Source organism: Pseudoalteromonas sp. SM9913 (assembly GCF_000184065.1).
Classification (GTDB): domain Bacteria; phylum Pseudomonadota; class Gammaproteobacteria; order Enterobacterales; family Alteromonadaceae; genus Pseudoalteromonas; species Pseudoalteromonas tetraodonis.
In genome coordinates, this window is sequence record NC_014803.1 from 703,951 (window position 1) to 726,680 (window position 22,730).

Sequence of the window (22,730 nt, forward strand, 5' to 3'; positions counted from 1 at the left end):
ATAATGCGCTTTACCGTAATTAGCTAAGCAATAGAAATTGTATAATACAGCAATGTAAGCGCTTACAATATTATTTGTAAATAAATTGATAAATTTTCTCTGTATGCTATAAATGTAAGCGCTTACATTTGGTGTTGCAACTATTATCTGCTTTTTAAGTTTTACTAAACGCAATTAAATAGAGGTAACAATCTGATAATTATAAATAATTAGAGATTATACTATGGCACATATCACACAGCCACTACCGGCAGCAGAAAACAGCCAAAAACCAGGGTCTACACACACCTTTGCGTTAACATCGCTTACGACCTTGTTTTTTATGTGGGGTTTTCTTACCTGCCTGAACGATATTTTAATTCCGTATTTAAAGGGAATGTTCTCCCTTAATTACACCCAAGCAATGTTGGTACAATTTTGTTTTTTTGGTGCCTACTTTGTTATGTCAATTCCTGCAGGAAAACTCGTTAGTAAAATAGGTTACCAATTTGGTATTGTTGTTGGTTTGGTTGTTGCTTCGATAGGGTGTGCATTATTTTACCCCGCTGCAGAGGCACATGTTTACGAACTATTTTTACTTGCTTTATTTGTGCTTGCTTCAGGGATCACTATTTTACAAGTCTCTGCTAACCCTTATGTAAGCGTATTAGGGCCTGCAAAAACAGCGTCTTCGCGTTTAACCATGACCCAAGCTTTTAACTCTTTAGGAACAACGGTTGCGCCATTATTTGGTAGTTGGTTGATTTTGTCTGAAATTAGTCAAGCTACAGCCGAAGAAGTTAAGTTCCCTTACTTAATGCTCAGTGCAAGTTTACTAACACTGGCTATTATTTTTGCTTTTTTGAAGTTACCTAAACTCGGTAAAGCGATTGATAGTGAAGCTGAAAATCAAGGTGACACTGAGTTTGTTGACTTAGGCAGTGTTTGGAAATATCGCCATCTTATTTTGGGCGCTATTGGTATTTTTGTTTATGTAGGTGCTGAAGTTGCGATTGGTAGCTTTTTAGTCGGCTTTTTAACCCTTGACCATATTGCAGGTTTACCAGAGCAACAAGCTGCACATTATATTAGCTATTATTTTGCAGGTGCAATGATAGGGCGATTTGCTGGCGCTGCGATTATGCAAAAATTAAATGCAGCCAAGGTGTTAGCTTGTCATGGTATTTTGGCCGGTGTGTTAGTGTTAATTGCAATGACAGGTCAAGGGTCACTCGCTATGTGGGCTATTTTATTGGTTGGTCTGTGTAACTCTATTATGTTCCCTACTATTTTTAGTTTAGCGCTTCAAGGCTTGGGTAAATACACCTCACAGGGGTCGGGTATTTTATGCTTAGCGATTGTAGGTGGAGCTATTATTCCATTACTACAAGGTATGCTGGCTGACAATATCGGTGTGCAACTAGCGCTTATACTGCCTATTGGCTGCTATTTATATATTACTTACTTCGCGCTGTTTGGTGCAAAAAAAACAACGTCAACTCGTCTTTGAGTTTTAGGTGAATGCTATGATTATTAAACGAACTTTTTCAGTCACTGCACTGATGCTAGCAGCAATAGCCAGCAGCGGTTGTTCGCAACCCTCTAACAGTGCTAGCGATGCGACAAATCAAAAAGAAATTTGGCCAACAATAGAAACCGGTATTAAAAGCGATGCTCAAATGGAGCAAAAAATCGCAGATATGCTAAAGACCATGACACTAGAGCAAAAAATAGCGCAAATGATCCAACCTGAAATTCGTCATATTACGGTTGAAGATATGCGTAAATATGGCTTTGGCTCCTATTTAAACGGCGGTGGCTCGTTTCCAAATAACAATAAACATGCAACCCCCGAAGACTGGGTTGATTTAGCTGAAAAGATGTATCAAGCGTCTATTGATGATTCCCTCGATGGCAGCACGATTCCTACAATGTGGGGCACTGATGCGGTACATGGACACAACAATGTGATTGGTGCGACTTTATTTCCGCATAATATTGGTTTAGGGGCGGCGAACAACCCTGAACTTATTGAAAAAATTGCCGCAGCAACGGCGCGTGAAGTTATGGTTACCGGTATTGACTGGGTATTTGCACCTACGGTTGCCGTAGTGCGAGATGATCGTTGGGGTCGTACTTACGAGGGGTATTCTGAAGACCCTGAAATAGTAAAAGCATATTCAGCCTCAATTGTTAAAGGCTTACAAGGCGCTGTTGATGAAGACTTTTTATCAGATACGCGGGTAGTCAGTACGGTTAAGCATTTTTTAGGTGATGGCGGTACTGTGAATGGCGATGATCAAGGTAATAATATCGCCTCTGAAGAAGAATTATATGCGCTTCATGCTCAAGGTTATGTTGGTGGTTTGGGTGCAGGTGCACAAACGGTAATGGCCTCGTTTAATAGCTGGCATGGTGAAAAAATTCACGGCAGTAAATATTTACTGACCGATGTGCTTAAAGATAAAATGGGTTTTGATGGCTTTGTTGTCGGTGACTGGAATGGCCACGGGCAGGTTAAAGGCTGTTCTAATAGTAACTGTGCTCAAGCGGCTAATGCGGGCTTAGACGTATACATGGCACCGGATGAGTGGAAACCATTATTTAGCAACTTGGTTAACCAAGCTAATAGCGGTGAAATCCCACTCAGTAGAATTAATGATGCAGTAACGCGTATTTTACGCGTTAAAATGCGTGCAGGGTTATTTGATAAACCAAGCCCTGCGAAGCGTCCCCTGTCTGGAAAAACTGAAATTATTGGTAGTAGCGATCACCGTGCAGTGGCTAAACAGGCTGTACGCGAGTCTTTAGTATTACTTAAAAATAAGCAGCAGTTACTGCCATTATCACCTAAAACCAACGTATTAGTCGCAGGCATAGGGGCTGATAACATAGGTATGCAGTCGGGTGGTTGGAGCGTTACGTGGCAAGGTACAGGTAATAAAAACAGTGATTTTCCTGGTGGCAGTTCTATTTATGCAGGTATTAAAGATACTGTAGAGCAAGCTGGTGGCAGTGCAGCGCTGAGCGTTGAAGGGGAATATACTGCACGCCCTGATGTTGCCATTGTGGTGTTTGGTGAGCAACCATACGCAGAGGGTAATGGTGATGTTGATAACCTCGAATACCAGCGCGGTAATAAAAGCGACTTAGCGTTACTGCGTAAGTTTAAAGATGAGGGAATCCCTGTTGTTTCATTATTTATAAGCGGTCGCCCTATGTGGGTTAATGCTGAGCTTAACGCCAGTGATGCGTTCGTTGCTATTTGGCTTCCAGGTAGTGAAGGCGATGCTATTAGCGATGTCTTGTTTAAAAATGCAGACGGCTCTATTAATCATGACTTTAAAGGCAAGCTATCTTTTTCATGGCCTAATAATCCAATCGATAATGAAAACCGTAACGACGAAGCTTACAGCCCATTACTTCCTTATGGTTTTGGTTTAACTTACAACGATAGTAATGTCTTAAAAGATGACTTGGTGGAGCAAACTCAACAGACTGAAAAATTGGATGATTTAGTATTGTTTGAGCGTGCAATTAAAGCACCGTGGTCACTGGTTTTAAAAAGTGGCGAGCAACAAAAAACGGTGGCGAGCAGTCGCGAGTCATTAGGTGCGGTGAGCATCCAAACATTTGATAAAGAGGTGCAAGAAGATGCACGCGCTATTCGTTTTAATGGCCAAGCAATGGCTGGCGTTAATTTAGCGGCTGCGTTTCCATCTGACTTACGTTCATACGTTGAAAACAATGGTCAGCTGCAAATACAAATTAAAGTAGATAAAGCCGCGGCTAGTCCGTTATGGGTTGGTATGGGGTGTGGTGAGAGTTGTCAGGGTAAGTTTGATATTACTGATAACCTTGAGCAATCAGGTCAATGGCAAACATTAAACATCAACTTAAGTTGTTTTGCAGAGCAAGGTGTTGACTTAGCACAAGTGTTCACCCCTTGGCAGTTAAGCACGCAAGGTGATTGGCATGTATCTATTGCTAAGCTGGCTATTACAGCAAATGCTGTCGAGCAAAGTAGTGTTACTTGTAAGTAGTCAATAACCTATTAACAAACATCAATAAGCAGGTACTAAATGTACCTGCTTATTGCTTTAAAACCGCGTATACAAAAACCTGCCAAATTAGTCCCTTCTTACTTTTATTCCATTCTATGTGATTGATTATATTCAGCTCAATAGTTATCATAAAAACATAATAAAACTGCATTCGCTTTTGCGTTAATTATTTGAGAGTATGCCGAAATATTAAACGCGTTATGTAATTAACAGGTGAGAGAATGAATCAAATAAAGCTGGCTTCGCAGAGCATACAGCCTTCAAAAATAGTCTGTGTGGGGCGCAATTACAGTGCGCATATTGCTGAATTAAACAACGAACACCCTGAGCAAATGGTAATTTTTAATAAGCCTAATAGCGCGATCACTAATACCTTACTCTCTTCCCATAACGGTGATATGCTACATTATGAAACTGAATTATGCTTTGTGGTTAAAAATAAACAACTTGTGGGCGTAGGGATTGGACTTGATTTGACTAAGCGAGCTTTGCAAAGCAGTTTAAAAGAAAAGGGCTTGCCGTGGGAACGTGCTAAAGCATTCGATGGCTCAGCATTATTTAGTGAGTTTATTGAATTAACGCCAGAAATGACATCGTTTATATTTGAATTACATATTGATGGCAAGCCGGTTCAACATGGTGATAGCCAACTTATGTTGCACCAACCTGCACAAATATTGGCTGAGGTTAGTCAGTTTATGAGCCTCGAAGAAGGCGACATTATTATGACTGGCACTCCTGCTGGCGTAGGGATGGTTAGTACTGGACGAGAGTTCAACGTTGCTCTTTATTCTGGTCAGCAGTGTTTATTGGAGCATCATTGGTCTGTGAGTCAAAGTTAAGGACATGCTGAGAATATGTTTTATTAAAGTCTTCAAAGTGTTCATTTAACCAGTATTCTTGGTTTTTTTTGTATTGCTCAGAGACTAAAATGCTATTTTTTAGTGCGTGGTTGATTTTTTTAATTGCTTGTGATGCAAAGTCATTAGGCGCATTGGTGGCACAGCCAACCGCTATGGGGACTAATTTATTTTTATTTTGTGCAATTGCTAGGTTTACGATATTTGATTGATTACCTTTATTGAAGTAACTAGTTATAAATGGGTAATCAAGCGAATAATCTAAAGACCCATGCTTTAAGCGCTCCATTACAACACCGCTTTCATTATCACTACTCCAACTCATAGAAACATTGGAGTGAGTTAGTGAATTTTCAATAATATTGTTAATCTGCACAGAAAATCTGCGAGCATCAGCTTGACCGTAAGTAAAGTTCTCATCAGTAAGCAAACTAACTAAGTTTATAGGGATTCCATGTTTTGTGGTTAATTCAGGTGCTTTTGCTGCGGTAGTAATGATATTAAATGGGGGGTAAATAGACGTAGGTATTGAATATATAAACTGTTTATTTGCACTGTGCTTATAAATAGCGCATGGGAAACAGACGTTTTTACCTTCATTTATATATTTGTTAATACGCTTTTGCGGTAAAACTAAGCGAGTATGTTTAACGCCTTTAATGGTTGAGATGAGTTGCTCAGTTAAATTATCACATAAGCCGGATTGGGAATCATCAGCATCTAAATGAAATGGAGGGGTTTTACTTTGTAGCCATAAAATTTCCTCTACCGGTTTTGCTATTAGAGTGTGACTATAAAGAGAAAAAATAACTAAAGTGCTCAGGCATAAAAAACGAAGAGGCAACATAACAAATAGATCGTCCTTGAAAATTTGCTGCGCATTATACCGATAATGTTTAGAAAATAAACATAAAGAATAGCAAAGAATCAACATTATTGAATAACATTTACCCTTTGCTTAATTTCATTAGTAAGGCATTGGATTATTTCTAAATATGATATCAATCGCTGATAACACGTCATCGCTCAGTGTTAGGTCAAACGCATCAATGTCTTCCTTTAATTGCGCCATAGTAGTGGCACCAATGATAGATGATGTCACTCCATCAACTTGATTACACCAAGCCAGCGCTAATTGAGCTGGGGTGATAGCGTGTGCATGGGCAAGTTCAACATACTCTTTGGTCGCCTGTTGTGATTGTGGCGTATCACGAAAAATACCGTTACGCTGCATAAATGTCCAGCGGGAGCCTTCAGGGCGTGCTCCATTTAGGTATTTACCGGTTAATAGCCCTGCGGCCAATGGTGACCAAGGTAAATAAGCAATATCTTCATGTACACATTGTTCTATTAAATAAGGCCAATCTTTGGCATGTGCTAGGCTAAACTCGTTTTGGATAGACACCATTTTTGGCAAGTTATGCTCTTTTGCTAAATTTAAAAATTGGCTAATTCCCCAAGGCGTATCATCAGAAAGCCCACAATGCTTAATTTTTCCTGCTTTAACACACGCATCTAACCCCTCTAAAATATCAAGCATATCAGCGGTGTGTTGTTTTGCATCTACCTCGGTAAATTTAAGCATACCAGGCCATTGCCTAGCAAAGTGAGGGGTACGGCGATTTGGCCAGTGTAGCTGGTATAAATCAATATAGTCGGTTTGAAGGCGTTTTAGAGAATGATCAACCGCATCAATAACAGCTTGGCGAGTAATATTGCCGCCATCACGTACCCAAGAAAGTCCATTCCCTGCAATTTTAGTTGCAATAACAATGTCTTTTCGTTTTTGTGAATTACGTGCTATCCAATTGCCTATAATTTCTTCTGTTTTACCGTAGGTATCGGGAGAGGGAGGAACAGCATACATTTCTGCTGTATCAATAAAGTTCACACCCTGCTCAAGCGCATAGGCTATCTGTTGGTCGGCATCATGTTGGGTGTTTTGTACTCCCCAGGTCATGCTACCTAAACACACTCTTGAAACGCTAACACCACTACTGCCTAATTGACTATATTGCATTGCTAATCCTAATTATTCGGTTTGAGAGTTTGCTTTTAAAGCCGATAACAATGGCTCTGTGATCGTGGCTTTTTGGCCTGTTTTAAAGTCAAACATGACCACTTTTGACATGCCGGTGGTTGTTATCGCGTTTTGTGCATGACTAAACACACTGTAGTTCATTACAAAGCGGTCAGATTTTATATCACTAATGGTAATACCTACGCTTAATGTGTCAGGAAACGTTACAGGGCGTTTGTAGCGAATATTATTTTCACTGATCACAGGGCCAGTGGCTTTCGCATTAATAGTCTCAAATAAATTTAATTTATTTAAAAAATCGATTCTGGCTATTTCAAAATAACGCAGGTAAACACAGTTATTAACATGCTGTAGGGCATCCATATCGCCCCATGCCACAGTAATATCGGTATGAATAGGGTGTTGTTGTTTAAACGTTTCCATGTATTTATTGCTCTTAGTTTTAAAGCATTTAGATTAGCAATATGGTCGGATGAGCTCAAGGGAATTATAACTAGGGGTGGAGCTACTCTGTATTGCCCTCATGGATGTAAATAAGGGACGTAAGCAGGACATGGAAGCTTTGCGCCTTTTTTATTTAAACAATTAGGCTATAAACCTCGTGCCGTGAGTAAACTGCCTCAGATTGAACAAACCTTAACCTTAACCTTAACCTTAAAAGAACGACAGTGCTAAATAAAAACCCTTGAGTAAAAATTGTACCTCTTTAAATTCATGGCTATAGTAACTATTAACACACAAGGAGATAACTATGCAGAATATAATTAATTGGTTATTGGCATGCACCGTTTTTATAGCGTCGTTTACTTGTTACGCTATGGGTAATGAGGCTGGGGCAATTGTTTTGATTTTATTAGGCTTTTCTTTAGAAATTTTATTTTGGATGTATTGTTTTAATAAGCCAAAGAAAAGTAAACGCTCTTTTTAAGCAATAACATGCTTGCTAATTAAAAGTGATTCCACAATAATGGCTGTATAAATAAACAGTTGTTATTGTGTGATGAAAAAGTTTATTCATATAGACATCTTATCTAACTTGTCAACACCTTGACAAAATTAGATGACAGCCTGTTTATCGAAGGGAAATAAAGGGCTTGTATATGATCGAAACTGATACTCCAAATAATACATTGTCAATATTGACAGTTTTTGCATAGTACTAATGAGAAAAATCGCTCACATTGATATGGATGCATACTATGTCTCAATTGAAATCAGAGACAATCCATCATTAGCTAATAAGCCAGTTGCTGTTGGAGGTAAATCTGATCGTCGAGGGGTTCTTTCTACCTGTAATTATATTGCAAGGCAGTATGGTATTAGTTCGGCAATGCCAACTGGGTTAGCTCTTAAAAAGTGTCCCGGTCTGGTTGTAGTTCCCGGAAGAATGGAAGTGTACAAAGAGACCAGCCAAATCATTCATGGCATCTTTGAAAAGTACACAGATAAAATAGAGCCATTGTCACTCGATGAAGCCTACTTAGATTTATCCGACTCCTCACTTCACCAAGGTTCTGCTACCTTGATTGCTCAAGAGATTAGGGATGAGATACTAAAAGCTACAGGCTTAACTGCTTCCGCAGGGATTGCACCGCTTAAATTCGTCGCTAAAGTAGCTTCTGACCTAAACAAGCCAAACGGCCAATGTACAATAACACCAGATCAGGTATGGGAGTTTCTAGAGACACTACCATTAAAAAAGATTCCCGGTGTTGGCAAAGTAACTTTTGAAAAGCTTAAGGCTCTTGGATTTGAAACCTGTGGTGATATAAGGCGCTCTGATGAAAGCTTCTTAGCGAGTAATTTTGGGAAATATGGTCACGTATTATGGAATCGTAGTCATGGGAAAGATGATAGAGAAGTCGAAGTAACCCGTATAAGGAAGTCTGTTGGGGTTGAGAGAACTTTTGAGTTCGATATTAGTTCACAAAGTGAACTTGAAGCGATAATAGTTGATAAGTTATTACCTGAGTTAAAGCGTCGTTCATCAAAGTACCTTGAGACTCGTTTTATGAATAAGCTTGGGGTAAAGGTTAAATTTAGCGACTTCCAACAAACTACAAAAGAGCAGAAAGCTAGTGAAATTAGCTTAGAATTATTGAACGTACTGTTATCGGAAGCAATAGTCAGGGGGAAGGGAAAGCCTGTGAGATTGCTTGGTATTCATATCGGGTTACAAGAAGCCGAAGAGCGTAGCTTGCAGCTTGGACTGGGGTTTGAGTAATACTAAACCTTATATTTTTCATTATTTGATTAGGGAGTAATATGAAGCGTTATTTGTTGTTTTTTTTCGCTTTTCTGTTTTCAAATGACATTGATGCATCAATAGTCAAAAAATCAAAGAGTGGTATCTGTCACGACGAAAATACTCCTTATTATGCTCGTACTAAAAATTTTCATTCATTTAATTCGATAAAGTCCTGCCTTGAATCAGGCGGTAGGCTACCTAAAAGGCAAGGAAAACCTTCTGGGAATAAACAAGCGATTCCTGACAAGATACCTCAGCAATTAGCAGATAGATCCGAATATTCAAGAAGCAAGTTTGGTAATGGCTGGGCTGATGAAGATGGTGATTGTCAAAACTCTAGAATGGAAGCTTTAATTTCTCAATCATTAGTAGAGGTTAGGTTTAAATCGAACAGAATGTGCAAAGTTGAATCAGGTAAATGGATATCCCCCTTTTCAGGGAATACAATTTTTAAAGCCTCAGAAATAGATATCGATCATGTTGTTCCCTTATCTTGGGCGTGGAAACATGGTGCTAATAAATGGACAAATGAAAAACGTGTAAAGTTTGCTAATGATCCTGCTAACTTATTAAGTGTTGAGTCTAGTTTAAATAGAAGCAAAGGTGATAAGGGACCTGACGAGTGGTTACCGCCTAAAAATCAATGTCAGTATATTTTAAGATTTCAACGAGTTTATAAAACTTACGAATTAAATTTATCCAAACTCGAAGCAGACAAAATATCAAGCCTTAAGAAAAGCTATTGTGGATAAGTATAATGGGTATAAAAAATTTAATTATACATGCGATTTTTTGGACTAATACAGATATAAGTATTCTCATACAGCCATTAAAAGTCGAACTTGTTACTAATTTTAATGAGTATCACTATCGACTAGTACAATAACTCTAAGAAGCTTTTGCCCCTTTTCTGCTTAGGATTAATACTCACTCACAACCTATTCATGCGCCTCTCCATATCAAAACCAATGAATTAGTATTGATATTGATATTGATAACTTCTAAGTATTTGAATCAAGACTAGCTACCAAAATTGAATTATCAGCGTAACTCGTAGTAGACTGCTGAAAAGCATATTTTGCAAAAGTATTAGAAGGTTTGGTTGAATGTCTATTTTAGTTAATTCGGTAAGAATTTCTGGCTTCAGAGGGATCTCTAATTTAGAGTTAAGCTTACCTAAAGTTGTAGTTCTTATTGGTCAAAATAATGCTGGTAAAACCTCTATCATCAAAGCGTTACAGCTTGCTATTGGTGATTATTCAAGACATTTAACAGATGAAGATTTTTACATTGATTGTTATGATAATGTTCGTTCAGAAATTATTGTTGATATTTCTATTGTCCCTGTAGATGGGAGTAGTCAAAGAGCAAACATTTTCGCAGACGAATGGGTTGAAGTTTTTGGCGATTGGATTCAAGCAGATCTAGAAGAAAATGACTTTGTCGCAATACGGACGATTTGTGAAAAGGATAGTATTAAGGGTGGTTTTAAAGTTAGTCGCTACCCTTTGTCTCGATGGCCGGGATTTGAGAACTGGACTGATGAATCAGCGAAGATAAATAATAAAATTTCAAAACGTATAGATGCGATACCATTTGTGGCAATTGATGCCCAAAGAGATATTCATCAGGAGTTACGTGAAAAAACTTCTTACATTGGGAAAGTTTTATCTGACATTAGCTTTGAAAGTGATGATAAAGATGCTCTTGAAGAGCTGATAGCGGAACTCAATGAAAGTGCAGTAGAGAAAAGCTCAGTCTTAAGTGAATTGAAAACACACCTTGATTCTCTAAGTCAGTCATTTGAGGGGCAAGGTCAAGCTGATATCACCCCGTTTCCCAAAAAGATAAGAGATTTATCAAAGCGATTTTCTATTCACTTTGGTGAAGACGATTCTAACTCGTTTTCTATGGAATATCATGGAATGGGAACAAGAAGCTGGGCTTCAATGCTCACAGTTAAAGCGTTTATTGATATTTTGGAGAAAAAACATGTAGAAGAGGAAGAGTGTTTTTTTCCTCTTATTGCAGCAGAAGAACCTGAAGCACACTTACACCCAAATGCACAACGAACGCTTTATAAGCAACTCACTGACATTAAGGGGCAAACGATAATAAGCTCTCATTCTCCGTACTTGGCAGCATTAGCAAATCAGCAAGATTTGAGGGTAATAACTAAAAATATTGATCAAGGTACTCGTGTTTTTTCTTTGAACGAAGCTCTAGAACCAGAAGATCTTAGAAAAATTCATCGTGAGGTTATTCATTCTAAAGGAGAATTGCTGTTCTCTACTGCAATAATCTTATCAGAAGGAGAAACTGAAGCACAGGCTCTTCCTTTATTGTTCGAAAGGTACTTTTCTCAAGCACCTTTCAACTTAGGAATAAATTTCATTGGTGTTGGTGGTTCAGGTTCAAAATACAAGCCATATTTAACGTTTGCTAGAGATTTCAATATACCTGTTTTTATATTTTCAGATGGGGAAGAAAAACCAATAAAGGGTTTACAAAAACAATTTAACTCCTTGTTTGGTGGAGTCGATGTAACGACAGCCACCAATGTAACAATACTGGAAGGAACTGATTTTGAGGGATATTTGCTAAATAGTGGTTTTCAAGGAGAGATAGAGGCGGCCATAAAAGCACATGACGGTGATAACAGAATTACTAAGTATATTTCAAATAAACAAGGCAAGCAGACTAAAGCTGTAATTTCGGATAAACCACCATGTGAGACTTGTAATCAGCCAATTTATGAACCCGGTTTATACGATTATTCTGGTGATGAGGGCTATAAAAAAGCAATTTTGGAAATTTTAGATTCTGACAAAACTAAATATGCCAAAGTCGTTGCTGATCACTTGAGCACCCTAGAACCTGAAGATTTGCCACCTAAAATTATAGCATTGTTTGAGCAAATTAAAGCAGGAGTAAAACTATGATTTCTTTATCCCCTTCTCAGCAAGAGATTGTAGAATTTGATATTAAATCAGCAATCCAAATCCTTGCTTCTGCTGGTTCGGGTAAAACGAGGGTCTTGACCGAAAGAATTAGATATATTCTGAATAATACTAAAAAAGATAAGGTGTTAGCACTTACCTTTACCAACAAAGCAGCTCAAGAAATGCAAGAACGTTTGGCAGATTTTGTTGGAGTGGAAGAACGTACATGGGTATCTACGATTCATTCAGTTGCTCAGAGTATTATAGAAAGTTATGGTCATACTATAGGTTTATCCAGTGACTTGCATATCTATGAGCGAGATCAAGATCGTATGGAGCTGTTTTTACAGTCATTGCGAGATAGTAACATCAATATAGATGAGTATCTAAACATCAATGATCCTGCTGAAAAACGTAAGCGAAATCAGGTCATGCAAGACTATATGGATGCTTTTGCTGAAATCAAGAGAGAGTTGCTTACAGAGCGTGATGAAATTGAAGTTAGATTCCCGAATGAGCCGCGATTTTATGATATTTATCAAGACTATCAAGAAGCATTATTAAACAGTGGTGGGATAGACTTTAATGATATTTTGTTCTTAGCTTATAAAATCCTCAATAAACATTCTAATATAGCTAGAACATATCAGGTTATGTACAAACATGTTTGTGTGGATGAAGCTCAGGACTTAAATAAAGCTCAATATGAACTGATAAAGGTTTTTTGTGGAGAGCGGATTAAAAGTATCTTGATGGTAGGTGATCCTAATCAAATGATTTATGGGTTTAATGGTTCAAAAGATTACTTTGAAAAAGATTTCTTAAATGATTTTAAACCAAAAACATTCACTTTGAGAGAAAATTACCGCAGTAGCAAAGAAGTAATCAAGTTGGCAAATGTGATTAAGCCTAATTCTCAGATTAATCATGAGGCGGCATTCAATGGGTATGCAATTATACAACCGTGTTTCAATGAAGAAGTTGAGGCTAATTGGCTGATTAGAGGTATTAAAAGTCTTTTAGAAGCAAAAGAACATTATGAGATTGAGGGTGAAATTTCTTTAGAAAAGATGGTTGTAATTGGAAGAAATAAATTTGTTTTTAACAAGTTAAAAGAAAAGCTTGATGAAAATAACATTACATATCACTTTAATAAGGGCGAACGACAAACTGAGCCAGATTCTTTATTTGGTAAAATTCTAGATTATGCAATTCGCTTAAAGTTAAACCCCAAAGATTGGATAGATGGAAAGAAGCTGTGTTCGTTATTGAAAGTTCAACAACCTAACGAGTGGAATGACAATAATCTTCTGCTTACATGGTCACAGGCGGTTGAATCATCAGCTCTACCATTAGCACAAGTTCAAGCTTTCCTCTTACAAGAGATCCATAAGATAGATGATGAACAGCCAAATATCCGAAAATTTTATATGGCCCTTAAAGATAAGCTAGGTGAATATAGTTCAGCAGAACTTACAGAGAAAGAGCAGATTGAATTGGTTATTAGTGTTCAAGAGCTTGATGAATTTCAAAAAAGATGGACCACTTTCAAACGTAGAAGTTTAGGTGTAAGCCTAAAGTCATTTAGAAATGCAATGACATTAGGAAAACTTGACTCTGCAACACAAGGAAAAGGTTTAACACTAAGTACAGTCCATACAATGAAAGGTTTAGAGAAAGATATCGTCTTTCTAATTGGTATGTGTGATGGAGTTTTCCCCGATTACCGAGCAACAAGCCCAAAAGATTTAAATGAAGAAAAAAACAATGCTTTTGTTGCAGTAACACGAGCCAAAAGGTGGTTATACATCAGTTACCCACAATACCGAATGATGCCTTGGGGAAGTGAAAAGCATCATAATGCATCAAGGTTTATAAATAAATTGGCTGCGAATCCTATGATTAACGAATAGTAGTAAATATAAAATAAACTCATGTGTCTAGATTCTTTCGTCGTTATAAGTTTTAACATATTTTTTCAAGTCTAAACTGACCGAGTTAGCTCTTAGGAGCTGACTCATTTATGTCCAGAAAGAGATTATAAATATAACTCGCCTTTGCCCCAAAACAAGCTAAAAACTTTGCTCAACGGGGTATCAACGGTTCTGAGCAAATATTGCTTAGTCAGCATAAATTCGACGATATGGTTTAAAAATGGTGAACGAGTTCTCATTGAGTTAGCTCTAAAAAGAAACTGTGTTTATATACAGTGACACAGTATTTCTCCTATAGTCAAGAAAACGACCCTCTGGGTCGTTTTTATCCTTTTCATAATGATGAAAAATATATCTGTAGCAACAAGTTAGATATTGTGATAAGACTGGTGCAATGAGAATAATAACACATGATTCGATAGAGTCACGACCCATTGGGTCGATATGAAATTGTTAGGGCTATTGGCAGTCGGTAGTGTATATATCAAGGATGTTAATGAAAATATTAATGGTGTTATCACCTACATTTGCAGCAGCTCGACTGTTAAAGAAAAGATATGACCGAACTAAAGTCATAAGAGCGCTGAACTCTATTTATTTGTGGGTCGCAATTGTAAGTTCTATTAGCTTAATTATTTATCAAGAATACACAAAACCAATCGGCGATATTGTGCTTAATTCAGACCTAAGCTATATCGTTATATTTCTTTGGTCTTATTTTTTAATTTCTAGGTGTAATGAAATTTTTTGGGCATTCCTTAAAGACGCATTCGATAAAATGGATAAAGGTGATAACTCAGAAAGTGATCTAACTCCAAGTGAAAGAATAAAACTATCCCTTAAAAGTTACCTAGAGTTAATTGTTAATTTTGCAATGTTATACCTATTACTGCCGCAAACTGAATATGTGTGGAAAGATGGTAATGCTCCAAGTAATGTAGCAGAGGCTCTCTATTTTAGCGGTGTAACAATTACAACTCTAGGTTATGGCGATATAAGCCCTAGTCACTGGTGGCCTCAGTTTTTGACGGTTTATGAGGTGTTTTGTGGTTTCATTTTATTAATTGTTTGCTTTGCTATTTATGCGGGGCGATTGAGTAAACAGCCCTAACAAGCTGTTAACAGGGCGTTAGCACTTCTATTTAAGGATTGAGTCAGTGGTACAACCCAAAAAAGTTTTTTTATCAGAGTTTGCTGTAAATATATGCTCAGGCAGGTGGTTATTAACCTCTGCTAGTCAGTTAATGACTGGTGGTAGAATGGGACCAGAAGAAACGGAAATATCAAATAATTCACATATTTATTTAATTTCAAAGTCTCCTATAATTTCCTACTCAAAGGAGTATTTCCGGTACGAAAATGGAAAGATTAGCGGTAGGATTAATTATCGAGTAGATGGTGAGTTACGCGAAAAAGATTTTTCAATTGATTTTCCACTACTGGATGGCGCAGTTGAAGTGAGGTTATCAAAATACCCTCACCGTGAAATATTAACTCTAGATGCTGATGGTAATGAAATTAGATATCTCCCTGCCAGCATAATTTGTATGGGTATGGGCTGGCATCTAACTAATAGAGAGTTAAGTGACTTAGAAGTGTTGTATGTCGGTCAAGCATATGGAGATGGCACTCGAACCGCTTTTGAACGTTTAAAAAGTCATTCTACCCTACAAAAAATACTTGCTCAGGCGCAGTATGAATCACCAGATTCAGAAATTCAGATTCTTACATTTGAATACGCACCATATAGATTTATCCATCTAATGGACAGTAGAGCAAGTAATGTGATCTCTGACTATAGAGATATGGATAGATTCAGAAACATTGTTGATAATCATCTTTCAGAGTATGAGCAAATTTGTCTGGTAGAAGCCGGTCTAATCAGATATTTCCAACCACGATATAATGCTATTTACAAAGATAATTTTCCAAGTGATAAGCACAAAATTTTAGAAAGTTGTTATAACTTGGACTTTTCTGGTCTTATTGTGGAAATCAATACCGATGAACTAAGGTTTCGCCTGTTTTCTGATGAAGTGAAAGCTAGTGATCACCATATCTGTAAAATTGATTTGCTAGATCCTGAAAAGCGCTGGGGCTTTTTTCATAGCGGTAGAGGAGATGGATCTTTTTTTAAACTGCCAAACGTGATTGAGCGTAAAAAGAAGTGCTAACGTCATTAGTTTCGCCTATATCTAGAAAGTTAGAGGTATGTCAGATTTATTTAGCAACTAAATCTTAAAAAACTTATTAGTAGGCGAAAGCTCAAGAACTGTATTCTTCTGCAATGTCTTTTTATCAAGTAGATGCAACTTATCATTCAATACTGAAATAACGGTCTGTGTTTTAAATTTATTTGCAACTTGAATCAATTCAAATAGTTTATCTTCATCTGTGGGTTCAAGATAATCTTGAATAGTGAATTCAGGTAATTTAGCTTTGCTTTCCTTTACATATTCAACCATAGCTAAATCAAAAGCCATAGAAGCTGCTCTTGGTGCACCATCTCCCGCTACTTTATCTTCATTTACGACAGAAAATTTTAAACAGCCATTACTATCAATTCTTGAAGATAGTTGAAGACTAAAGGTTTTGAACACTTTTTTAGAGATTGATTTACAAAATGAATTAAATATAAATAAGTTTTTCTCAAGCTCTTCAGAGAACTCTTCTATCTTTACCTTTAACCCTTTTATTTTACTATTGTTAGCTTTTATTTGTTCTCTAATATCGGCAATTTCTTCTATAACAAAGGAGGCTTTTCCCCGTTCTTCTTTTTTATCTTGTATTGCTTTTTCAATTAATATGAAGCCACTAAGGTGACTTTCGTTTGAAATTGACTTTATTAATTCCTTTTCCTTTATAAGCTCCTGATTAAGAATCTTTTGTTTTAATTTTAACTCCTCATCTAAAGTAACCACTTGTTTGGAAACATACTCAGCTTTTTTCTTGAATACTGAGTTGTGAAAATCTATTGTTTCTTCAAGAGATTTAGTGACATTAGAAATTAGTGTAAGTGCTTCTTCATAAATTGATTTAATAGTATCAACATCTACATTTTCAATTTTTGCATTGTAATTATCTATAGTTCTGGTGTTGTAGAGTATTTTAGTTTCAATGTTGGATATTTCAGAAGAATAGCGAGCTATATTGGTTCGGTGTCGCCTTAATTTCTCAATAGTTTGATTTTGAATTCCAGTAATATCATACGACTCCTCCTTAAGCCTAAGTATTTCAATTTCATCATCAATTGACTTAAGTTTATCTAAATAATATTGTTCACTTCTATCACTTAAAAGTGAAGTGATTCTTGCTTGTGATATTTTATTTTCTTGTTCTAACTCGATTTCTTTTGTTAACTCTTTATGTCCCTCAAAGCCAAATAAGTGGGAATAAATTAAAATATAATCATCATCTTTTGTATAGATATTTTGAAAGCGATATGTCTTATTTGCTGTGGTTTTATCTAATCTAACAAACCGGTTTTTAATTGAATTATATTTAGGCTTTTCTACGACATAGCCAAAAACATCAGCAATACCCTTCCTAAAACTATCTATTCCTGTAAACGGTTTATCATTTATCCAGCTATAACGTATTAAATTAACGCCTCTTTTAGTTAGCTTTTTCTCAATCGTTCTCTTTATTTTATAATCAATACCATTAACTTTTAAGATTAATTCAAAAACCATACCTCCATTAGTTACCAAATTATAAATATGGTCATTAATGTTTTTACTATCTGGATCCCTCCAGATACTTTCACCGTCAGAACCTAAGCAAAAATTCAACGATCTTAAAGCTGTACTTTTTCCTATTTGATTACCGTCAACACCTTCATTTGTTATTATATTAATACCATCTTTGAAGGTGATTGTTCGTATCAACTCAATTCCGTTCGATACAGAAAACTTTATTAATTGCATAACGCTATGTCGCCAGATTCAGTTAAAGTAATAACACCGGCTATAAACAACCAGTCAAGTCCAAACATCAAGTACGAAAATGATATTTCCTTGTAACTATCATTATATTTTCGAAAAAGAATCTTTGGGTTTATGGTATCAAATTGATATTCACCAATAGTTTTAAGGATATTCCCACCAATGACAAATAAGCTTTTATTCGGTGATTGGAAGCTTGAAACTATCACTCTGGCTTCTCCAATATTTTACAATTTATAAAACCGTAACAAATTATAAGTTCTTTTGCCGCTTCAATTAGTTCAACTGAGAAATTAAGGTTCCCATTTGCTGTGGTTATAATACTTTTAGCTACCTGAGCAATAATTTTATCTGCATTGGCACTAATAATTTGTCTTACACTTTCTTTATCAGTTGGGTCTATTTGATGTTCTATAAAAAGCTCTTTTTTACAAGCGATATATTTTTTATGAACAGCCCATAAAAAAGTTTTCTTTGCATTTGGATTTTCATCATCGATATCATCAAGAACTTGCTCGATCAATGCCATATATCCACAGTTTTCTCTAATTTCATCTGCGTGTATTTTGACAGAGTTAAATATTATTTTTTCTTCAACTTCTGGACTTGCAAGCAGTTCCTCAGAGTCTAAAAATTGTGGTTGGTATACCGCTATGATCTTCTCTAATAAAGGGTTCAAAATAGAAGGTAGGTGAGATATTTGCTGGATAATAGTTACTGGACTATTTTGACCATTACTCAATACAGAAATTGAACTGTTACTGGCCTTTACAGAAGTTTCATTAATTGGCATTGCTATCCCTTGCTAATTGTTACATTACTATTTTTTCCTGAACTATCTACAGCGATCGAGTTGTGATCAGCCGAAACTTTTGCTCTTGACTTATTGCCTTGAGCTATATGAGCAATAACTAATACCACTAAAGTAACTAACGAAAATGCTAAGCTATATATAAAAGCTTTATATGTTTGTTCTGGTGTCAAAGTGGAAAAAATCCCCAACTGAAACCACTCTTTATACAAAAAGTAAAAAGGCCAGCCCCAAGTGCAGCCAACCCACAACCAGCTTGAAAAGCAAGTTTCAATACATTCAACATAATAAGTTATCCCTTCATATACTATACCACTGGTTATTTGCACAGATTACATCAATTCATTCTGTATGAAAAGATTAACAAAAATACCAACGTTAACTAATAAAAGTAGGAGGGGGTAATTGTAATCTTCGCTGAAAAAAAAACTCATGTCAGAAAGACCCACCAAGCTGTACTGCTGTTACGTAAAAATTACCTAAATTGTTTTTGTCCAAAAATTAGTTAGCTTGACCGTCTCTTGAAAATTCATAGCTGCTTGTCAGGTGAGTCTAAACTAATTCTCCTAAGCTGTAAGATCAAATATAAGCTACTACATGTTGCTGAAAGTAGCAGAGATCAGACAACATTCAATTGCCTCATTTGTTCAGAGGACAATACAGTTAAATTATATTGATAACCTTCTTCCAAATTTACTTTTTGCCACAATGCGAAATTCGCTCGTTGCATAACTTGATCATGAGAGAGAAACCAACCTGCACGAAATGAATTTGGATTTTGCTTGTCTAATGAAATGACTATTTTGTCGCAAAGATGAGCCACTAAACTTACTCGTTCTTTTACTTGTTCTGCATGACTTCCCGTGGCGAAAAAAACAACGCACTCATCAGGCATAGCATTGATAAGCATCAACAGTATTTTGAGACTCGAAGGTACTGTCCAATCCAAATTAATAATGCCACCTGTTACCTGAGTCATTTCGTCTAAAGTAATAACTCGTTCAATAGGGCTACTAAAATGCTCTACAATAAATTCAGGGGAAGCTTGAAGTGGCAGCTCGTTGACAATGAAAACCTTTTTAAAAGGTGGGATCTTATTTATTATTTCATTTATTAAACGCTGTTCTCTAGCTCTATTGCAGTTGCCAATTACGGCATAACCTTTTGCATTTTTGGGCATTTGTAGTGAGTAGTCCGGCTCTGGAAAAGATCTGAGTTCTCTATTCAGCTCTTCAAAGGATTCAACATGTAATTGGTCTTCTTTCATCTTTCAACCTTATTATTCTTACAATTATGCTATTATATAAACTATTGATTTATAAAGTAAATAATACACAATGAGCACTGCGTAATGATAAAGATGAACGTGATTGGGTTAAGTGTATATTTTTTTTGGATTTATCAGACTGGTTGTTACATTTGCGTTTACGAAAATAATCATAAAAAATTAAATAATTTCACACTACTAATTACCGTTAGGAAGTAACGGTAATTTCCTATCCTTTAAAATACTTGCCATGATGAAAAGCTAGTTTGCAAAGTGAAGGTTATAATTAAGAACAATCGACTAGGTATGGATAAATTTATTGAGCAATATCTTATTATTGCTAATTGAAGGTTTTGTAAAATTTGTTGATTAAGCAATGTTATCACTTACATACTCTTCTCTGGCTTTTTAAATATCATTTTATGGTGGACAGTTATTAATTTGGGGCTAATATTTTTAGCTGGCCTTTGAGTTCACCGTTTTCGTGGACTAATTTGGTATAATCGGTCTCTTTTAATTCGAGCTGCTTTATGCGTTCTTTTAGTGACTCTAACTGGCCTGCCAAATTAGAGTTTTTTGCAACAAGCTGATTATTATGCTGTTTTAATGTGGCTATTTGAGATTCTAGTGATTGTATTTCATTGTCGCTTTGATTGAGTGCTTGAAAGGCTTCTTTTTCCGATAGCTCATATTCAGCAATTTTACCTTCATGTTTTTCAATCACAGATTTAACCCGGCTCTCGGCTACCTCCATAGCCACTTTAAAGCTCTCTTTGGCTATGCTCTCTATTTGCTTGGCTGAAGTTTTTAGATTCTTGTCTAAGCTGTCTTGTATTTCAGCAGGAAGTTCTATTTTGTCTTCTTCATAATTTGTTGCAGACTCATTTTGTAGTTTTTGAATGTGTTGCTCCCAAACCCCTTTTATTCGTTCAGGACTGCCTCCGCCTAGCTTTTCACGAATTGAAAATGCAGTTACATGTTTACCGATAGATTCAATATAATTGCCAGCAGTTATGATTTGCTCTTCTGAATATTCAGCAACTCTACCCATAAACGACTCCAAATTAGTTATTTAACTTAATTAAGTTAAATAACTTTAGTAAAGAAATCGAATTTGACAAATAAAAGGGTGAATAAAATTTAACTAGGTTTGTTTTATATTGTAGATTTGGGAGCGATTATCTAGGTTCTGAAAAATTTGAACAACTTTGGTCATATTACAATTGGAAGCAAAAACTTAAATGGGAACCAGTGTGTGTTGGTTCTCTTTTATCTAGCATTTGGGTTTGGCGCTTCGCTTTCTTTGATTTATGGCAAAGCAGGGAGACGCTACTATATCTATTCACAGTCTAATTGATTAAAAAATGTTTCTACATCAACAAGGTCGTTTTCATCTAGATTTTGAAAACGCTTTTTGACTAGCACAAGCTTTTCAATTTCATCAACATCGCAATCGATGTGATCTTCGCATCGAAAAATAATTTTCTTGCGAATAGCGTTTGGCCTATCTAGTGACGGTGCAACTATCTCCGTTTTAATATCGATATGCTTTTTATGGCAGGCCGAGCATTCAGCATTATGAAAATCAATATTGTTTGTCGGCATTATTAGCTCCAACTTAGTTGTGGTTGATTGATGAAATTCCGCTTGGTGCCAAAGCTAATGGGCCAAAAGAGACGAACGCCCGTATCTGTTCTGGCGAAAAGCCGATGCGAAGAAGTTCAAAGTCTTTTAATTGCATATGAGTTTTTTGACCCTCACCAAGAACTTGATAAAGGTTACCACTAGCCGTTTTGATTAGCTGGTTCTGAGGCAAAATTTCAACTATTTTGGATGTGCTAATGTAATCGTCAGTTGCGAATCGGTATGTCATGTCATCAACACAGATCCCCCATAAAACTTTTCCTATCAATGCATCACCATCGAATACAGAAACAATGTGCCAGTTTTTAACTATTGTATTCATAAGCCGACCCTCGCGTTTTGTTTGATGACTTATGATAGAAAAATTTGAATTAAAAACATATCAAAAGGGTGGATCTAATCTTGAGTTTTTACTTCAGCATGATCCGTTCCCAAAAGAAACATGATGTCTAGATTAATCGAAATAAACAACTGCGATTTTTAGCTGAGGTCGTACGCTGTTAGCACCGGAGTATGTAGGGATGAATAATCTCCATTCATAAAATACGTGGTATGATCTTACTCTGGTCTTGCTTGATAGTTTTTAGTTAGTCGTAAGCTCCAAAAGTTTTCTCTGTTGCACCAGTGGTGAGTGTTTTGCAGATACCATCAATATAGTTAAGTTCATCTTCACTTCGTAAGTTTTCTTCTGGAAAATAACCAAACAGCTTTACACTTTCTCCACGATTATTTTTAGCCATTATTTTGGCGACATGGGCATTGCCAAATGGCAATAAAGCAATGCAATCATCGTTAATAATCACACTTAACTCTTCTTTTAAAAACTCATTAAAACAGTTGATCTTAACTTGATGCCGACCATCATCTAAAACATTAATAAGTTCATGAGAAAACTCACAATCTGTAATAATTTTGCTATTAAGCGCCTTTTTTATTTGATCTAGCATAGTGGTTGTATCAACTGTCATTATTTACCTCGGTAATAAGCTGCACGTA

Annotated in this window: 22 protein-coding genes; 10 read left to right on the forward strand and 12 right to left on the reverse strand. The window is 36.4% G+C overall.

Features of this window, described 5'->3' with window-relative positions:
- Positions 1–223: 223 nt before the first annotated feature.
- The 3 genes from PSM_RS03265 to PSM_RS03275 all read left to right on the forward strand — a co-directional run bounded on the left by PSM_RS03265 (position 224) and on the right by PSM_RS03275 (position 4,885).
- Positions 224–1,489, forward strand: a complete 1,266-nt coding sequence (locus PSM_RS03265; RefSeq protein WP_013464191.1) for a sugar MFS transporter — start codon at positions 224–226, stop codon at positions 1,487–1,489.
- 16 nt (positions 1,490–1,505) lie between these two features.
- The gene (locus PSM_RS03270; RefSeq protein ID WP_013464192.1) at positions 1,506–4,022 is read left to right on the forward strand and encodes a glycoside hydrolase family 3 protein; all 2,517 of its coding nucleotides are present in this window, start codon (positions 1,506–1,508) and stop codon (positions 4,020–4,022) included.
- Positions 4,023–4,264: 242 nt separating this feature from the next.
- Positions 4,265–4,885 (forward strand): fumarylacetoacetate hydrolase family protein, encoded by a 621-nt coding sequence (locus PSM_RS03275; RefSeq protein WP_013464193.1) that lies wholly within the window; start codon positions 4,265–4,267, stop codon positions 4,883–4,885.
- Here PSM_RS03275 and PSM_RS03280 read toward each other — a convergent pair.
- The 3 genes from PSM_RS03280 to PSM_RS03290 all read right to left on the reverse strand — a co-directional run bounded on the left by PSM_RS03280 (position 4,818) and on the right by PSM_RS03290 (position 7,367).
- Positions 4,818–5,750, reverse strand: coding sequence for a hypothetical protein (locus PSM_RS03280; protein ID WP_016900154.1), 933 nt, complete (start codon positions 5,748–5,750; stop codon positions 4,818–4,820). The two genes, PSM_RS03275 and PSM_RS03280, sit on opposite strands and share 68 nt — an antisense overlap.
- A 120-nt stretch (positions 5,751–5,870) precedes the next feature.
- Complete coding sequence (locus tag PSM_RS03285; protein WP_013464194.1) at positions 5,871–6,923, reverse strand: aldo/keto reductase; 1,053 nt, start codon at positions 6,921–6,923, stop codon at positions 5,871–5,873.
- A 12-nt stretch (positions 6,924–6,935) separates the two neighbouring features.
- A complete protein-coding gene (locus tag PSM_RS03290) occupies positions 6,936–7,367 on the reverse strand; it encodes an acyl-CoA thioesterase (RefSeq protein ID WP_013464195.1) in 432 nt (143 codons plus the stop codon).
- Positions 7,368–7,695: 328 nt separating this feature from the next.
- Here PSM_RS03290 and PSM_RS18575 point away from each other — a divergent pair, with 328 nt between their 5' ends.
- The 7 genes from PSM_RS18575 to PSM_RS03320 all read left to right on the forward strand — a co-directional run bounded on the left by PSM_RS18575 (position 7,696) and on the right by PSM_RS03320 (position 16,242).
- Positions 7,696–7,872, forward strand: coding sequence for a hypothetical protein (locus PSM_RS18575; RefSeq protein ID WP_013464196.1), 177 nt, complete (start codon positions 7,696–7,698; stop codon positions 7,870–7,872).
- A 234-nt stretch (positions 7,873–8,106) separates the two neighbouring features.
- Positions 8,107–9,168, forward strand: a complete 1,062-nt coding sequence (dinB, locus tag PSM_RS03295; RefSeq protein WP_013464197.1) for a DNA polymerase IV — start codon at positions 8,107–8,109, stop codon at positions 9,166–9,168.
- Positions 9,169–9,209: 41 nt separating this feature from the next.
- Positions 9,210–9,944 (forward strand): HNH endonuclease family protein, encoded by a 735-nt coding sequence (locus tag PSM_RS03300; protein WP_013464198.1) that lies wholly within the window; start codon positions 9,210–9,212, stop codon positions 9,942–9,944.
- 354 nt (positions 9,945–10,298) lie between these two features.
- Positions 10,299–12,134, forward strand: a complete 1,836-nt coding sequence (locus tag PSM_RS03305; RefSeq protein ID WP_013464199.1) for an ATP-dependent nuclease — start codon at positions 10,299–10,301, stop codon at positions 12,132–12,134.
- A complete protein-coding gene (locus tag PSM_RS03310) occupies positions 12,131–14,047 on the forward strand; it encodes an ATP-dependent helicase (RefSeq protein ID WP_013464200.1) in 1,917 nt (638 codons plus the stop codon). Before PSM_RS03305 ends, PSM_RS03310 begins: the two co-directional genes overlap by 4 nt.
- 517 nt (positions 14,048–14,564) lie before the next feature.
- The gene (locus PSM_RS03315) at positions 14,565–15,179 is read left to right on the forward strand and encodes a potassium channel family protein (protein ID WP_013464202.1); all 615 of its coding nucleotides are present in this window, start codon (positions 14,565–14,567) and stop codon (positions 15,177–15,179) included.
- A 46-nt stretch (positions 15,180–15,225) separates the two neighbouring features.
- Entirely contained in the window at positions 15,226–16,242 is a 1,017-nt protein-coding gene (locus PSM_RS03320) for a hypothetical protein (RefSeq protein ID WP_013464203.1), read from the forward strand.
- Positions 16,243–16,299: 57 nt separating this feature from the next.
- Here PSM_RS03320 and PSM_RS03325 read toward each other — a convergent pair whose 3' ends face one another.
- The 9 genes from PSM_RS03325 to PSM_RS03365 form a co-directional block, all read right to left on the reverse strand.
- Entirely contained in the window at positions 16,300–17,994 is a 1,695-nt protein-coding gene (locus PSM_RS03325; protein WP_013464204.1) for a DUF2326 domain-containing protein, read from the reverse strand.
- Entirely contained in the window at positions 17,985–18,221 is a 237-nt protein-coding gene (locus PSM_RS18840; protein ID WP_041695645.1) for an ABC-three component system middle component 6, read from the reverse strand. Before PSM_RS18840 ends, PSM_RS03325 begins: the two co-directional genes overlap by 10 nt.
- The gene (locus tag PSM_RS03335) at positions 18,218–18,805 is read right to left on the reverse strand and encodes an ABC-three component system protein (RefSeq protein WP_013464205.1); all 588 of its coding nucleotides are present in this window, start codon (positions 18,803–18,805) and stop codon (positions 18,218–18,220) included. Before PSM_RS03335 ends, PSM_RS18840 begins: the two co-directional genes overlap by 4 nt.
- 2 nt (positions 18,806–18,807) lie before the next feature.
- Positions 18,808–19,152 carry a hypothetical protein gene (locus tag PSM_RS03340; RefSeq protein ID WP_041695647.1) on the reverse strand — a complete coding sequence of 115 codons (345 nt, stop codon included), beginning with the start codon at positions 19,150–19,152 and terminating at the stop codon, positions 18,808–18,810.
- 290 nt (positions 19,153–19,442) lie between these two features.
- Positions 19,443–20,090: a hypothetical protein gene (locus tag PSM_RS03345; RefSeq protein ID WP_013464207.1), complete on the reverse strand. Its 648-nt coding sequence runs from the start codon at positions 20,088–20,090 to the stop codon at positions 19,443–19,445.
- Between the two features lie 436 nt (positions 20,091–20,526).
- Positions 20,527–21,141 (reverse strand): DNA-binding protein, encoded by a 615-nt coding sequence (locus PSM_RS03350; protein WP_013464208.1) that lies wholly within the window; start codon positions 21,139–21,141, stop codon positions 20,527–20,529.
- A gap of 287 nt (positions 21,142–21,428) precedes the next feature.
- A complete protein-coding gene (locus PSM_RS03355) occupies positions 21,429–21,695 on the reverse strand; it encodes a hypothetical protein (RefSeq protein ID WP_013464209.1) in 267 nt (88 codons plus the stop codon).
- A gap of 13 nt (positions 21,696–21,708) precedes the next feature.
- The gene (locus PSM_RS03360; protein ID WP_041695649.1) at positions 21,709–22,056 is read right to left on the reverse strand and encodes a hypothetical protein; all 348 of its coding nucleotides are present in this window, start codon (positions 22,054–22,056) and stop codon (positions 21,709–21,711) included.
- 265 nt (positions 22,057–22,321) lie between these two features.
- A complete protein-coding gene (locus tag PSM_RS03365) occupies positions 22,322–22,702 on the reverse strand; it encodes a hypothetical protein (RefSeq protein ID WP_013464211.1) in 381 nt (126 codons plus the stop codon).
- Positions 22,703–22,730 lie beyond the last annotated feature (28 nt).

Coding starts and splice junctions, on each gene's coding strand:
- PSM_RS03265 (WP_013464191.1), top strand. CDS start 224: ATGGCACATATCACACAGCCACTACCGGCAGCAGAAAACAGCCAAAAA.
- PSM_RS03270 (WP_013464192.1), top strand. CDS start 1,506: ATGATTATTAAACGAACTTTTTCAGTCACTGCACTGATGCTAGCAGCA.
- PSM_RS03275 (WP_013464193.1), top strand. CDS start 4,265: ATGAATCAAATAAAGCTGGCTTCGCAGAGCATACAGCCTTCAAAAATA.
- PSM_RS03280 (WP_016900154.1), bottom strand. CDS start 5,750: ATGTTGCCTCTTCGTTTTTTATGCCTGAGCACTTTAGTTATTTTTTCT.
- PSM_RS03285 (WP_013464194.1), bottom strand. CDS start 6,923: ATGCAATATAGTCAATTAGGCAGTAGTGGTGTTAGCGTTTCAAGAGTG.
- PSM_RS03290 (WP_013464195.1), bottom strand. CDS start 7,367: ATGGAAACGTTTAAACAACAACACCCTATTCATACCGATATTACTGTG.
- PSM_RS18575 (WP_013464196.1), top strand. CDS start 7,696: ATGCAGAATATAATTAATTGGTTATTGGCATGCACCGTTTTTATAGCG.
- dinB (WP_013464197.1), top strand. CDS start 8,107: ATGAGAAAAATCGCTCACATTGATATGGATGCATACTATGTCTCAATT.
- PSM_RS03300 (WP_013464198.1), top strand. CDS start 9,210: ATGAAGCGTTATTTGTTGTTTTTTTTCGCTTTTCTGTTTTCAAATGAC.
- PSM_RS03305 (WP_013464199.1), top strand. CDS start 10,299: ATGTCTATTTTAGTTAATTCGGTAAGAATTTCTGGCTTCAGAGGGATC.
- PSM_RS03310 (WP_013464200.1), top strand. CDS start 12,131: ATGATTTCTTTATCCCCTTCTCAGCAAGAGATTGTAGAATTTGATATT.
- PSM_RS03315 (WP_013464202.1), top strand. CDS start 14,565: ATGAAAATATTAATGGTGTTATCACCTACATTTGCAGCAGCTCGACTG.
- PSM_RS03325 (WP_013464204.1), bottom strand. CDS start 17,994: ATGCAATTAATAAAGTTTTCTGTATCGAACGGAATTGAGTTGATACGA.
- PSM_RS03335 (WP_013464205.1), bottom strand. CDS start 18,805: ATGCCAATTAATGAAACTTCTGTAAAGGCCAGTAACAGTTCAATTTCT.
- PSM_RS03345 (WP_013464207.1), bottom strand. CDS start 20,090: ATGAAAGAAGACCAATTACATGTTGAATCCTTTGAAGAGCTGAATAGA.
- PSM_RS03350 (WP_013464208.1), bottom strand. CDS start 21,141: ATGGGTAGAGTTGCTGAATATTCAGAAGAGCAAATCATAACTGCTGGC.
- PSM_RS03355 (WP_013464209.1), bottom strand. CDS start 21,695: ATGCCGACAAACAATATTGATTTTCATAATGCTGAATGCTCGGCCTGC.
- PSM_RS03360 (WP_041695649.1), bottom strand. CDS start 22,056: ATGAATACAATAGTTAAAAACTGGCACATTGTTTCTGTATTCGATGGT.
- PSM_RS03365 (WP_013464211.1), bottom strand. CDS start 22,702: ATGACAGTTGATACAACCACTATGCTAGATCAAATAAAAAAGGCGCTT.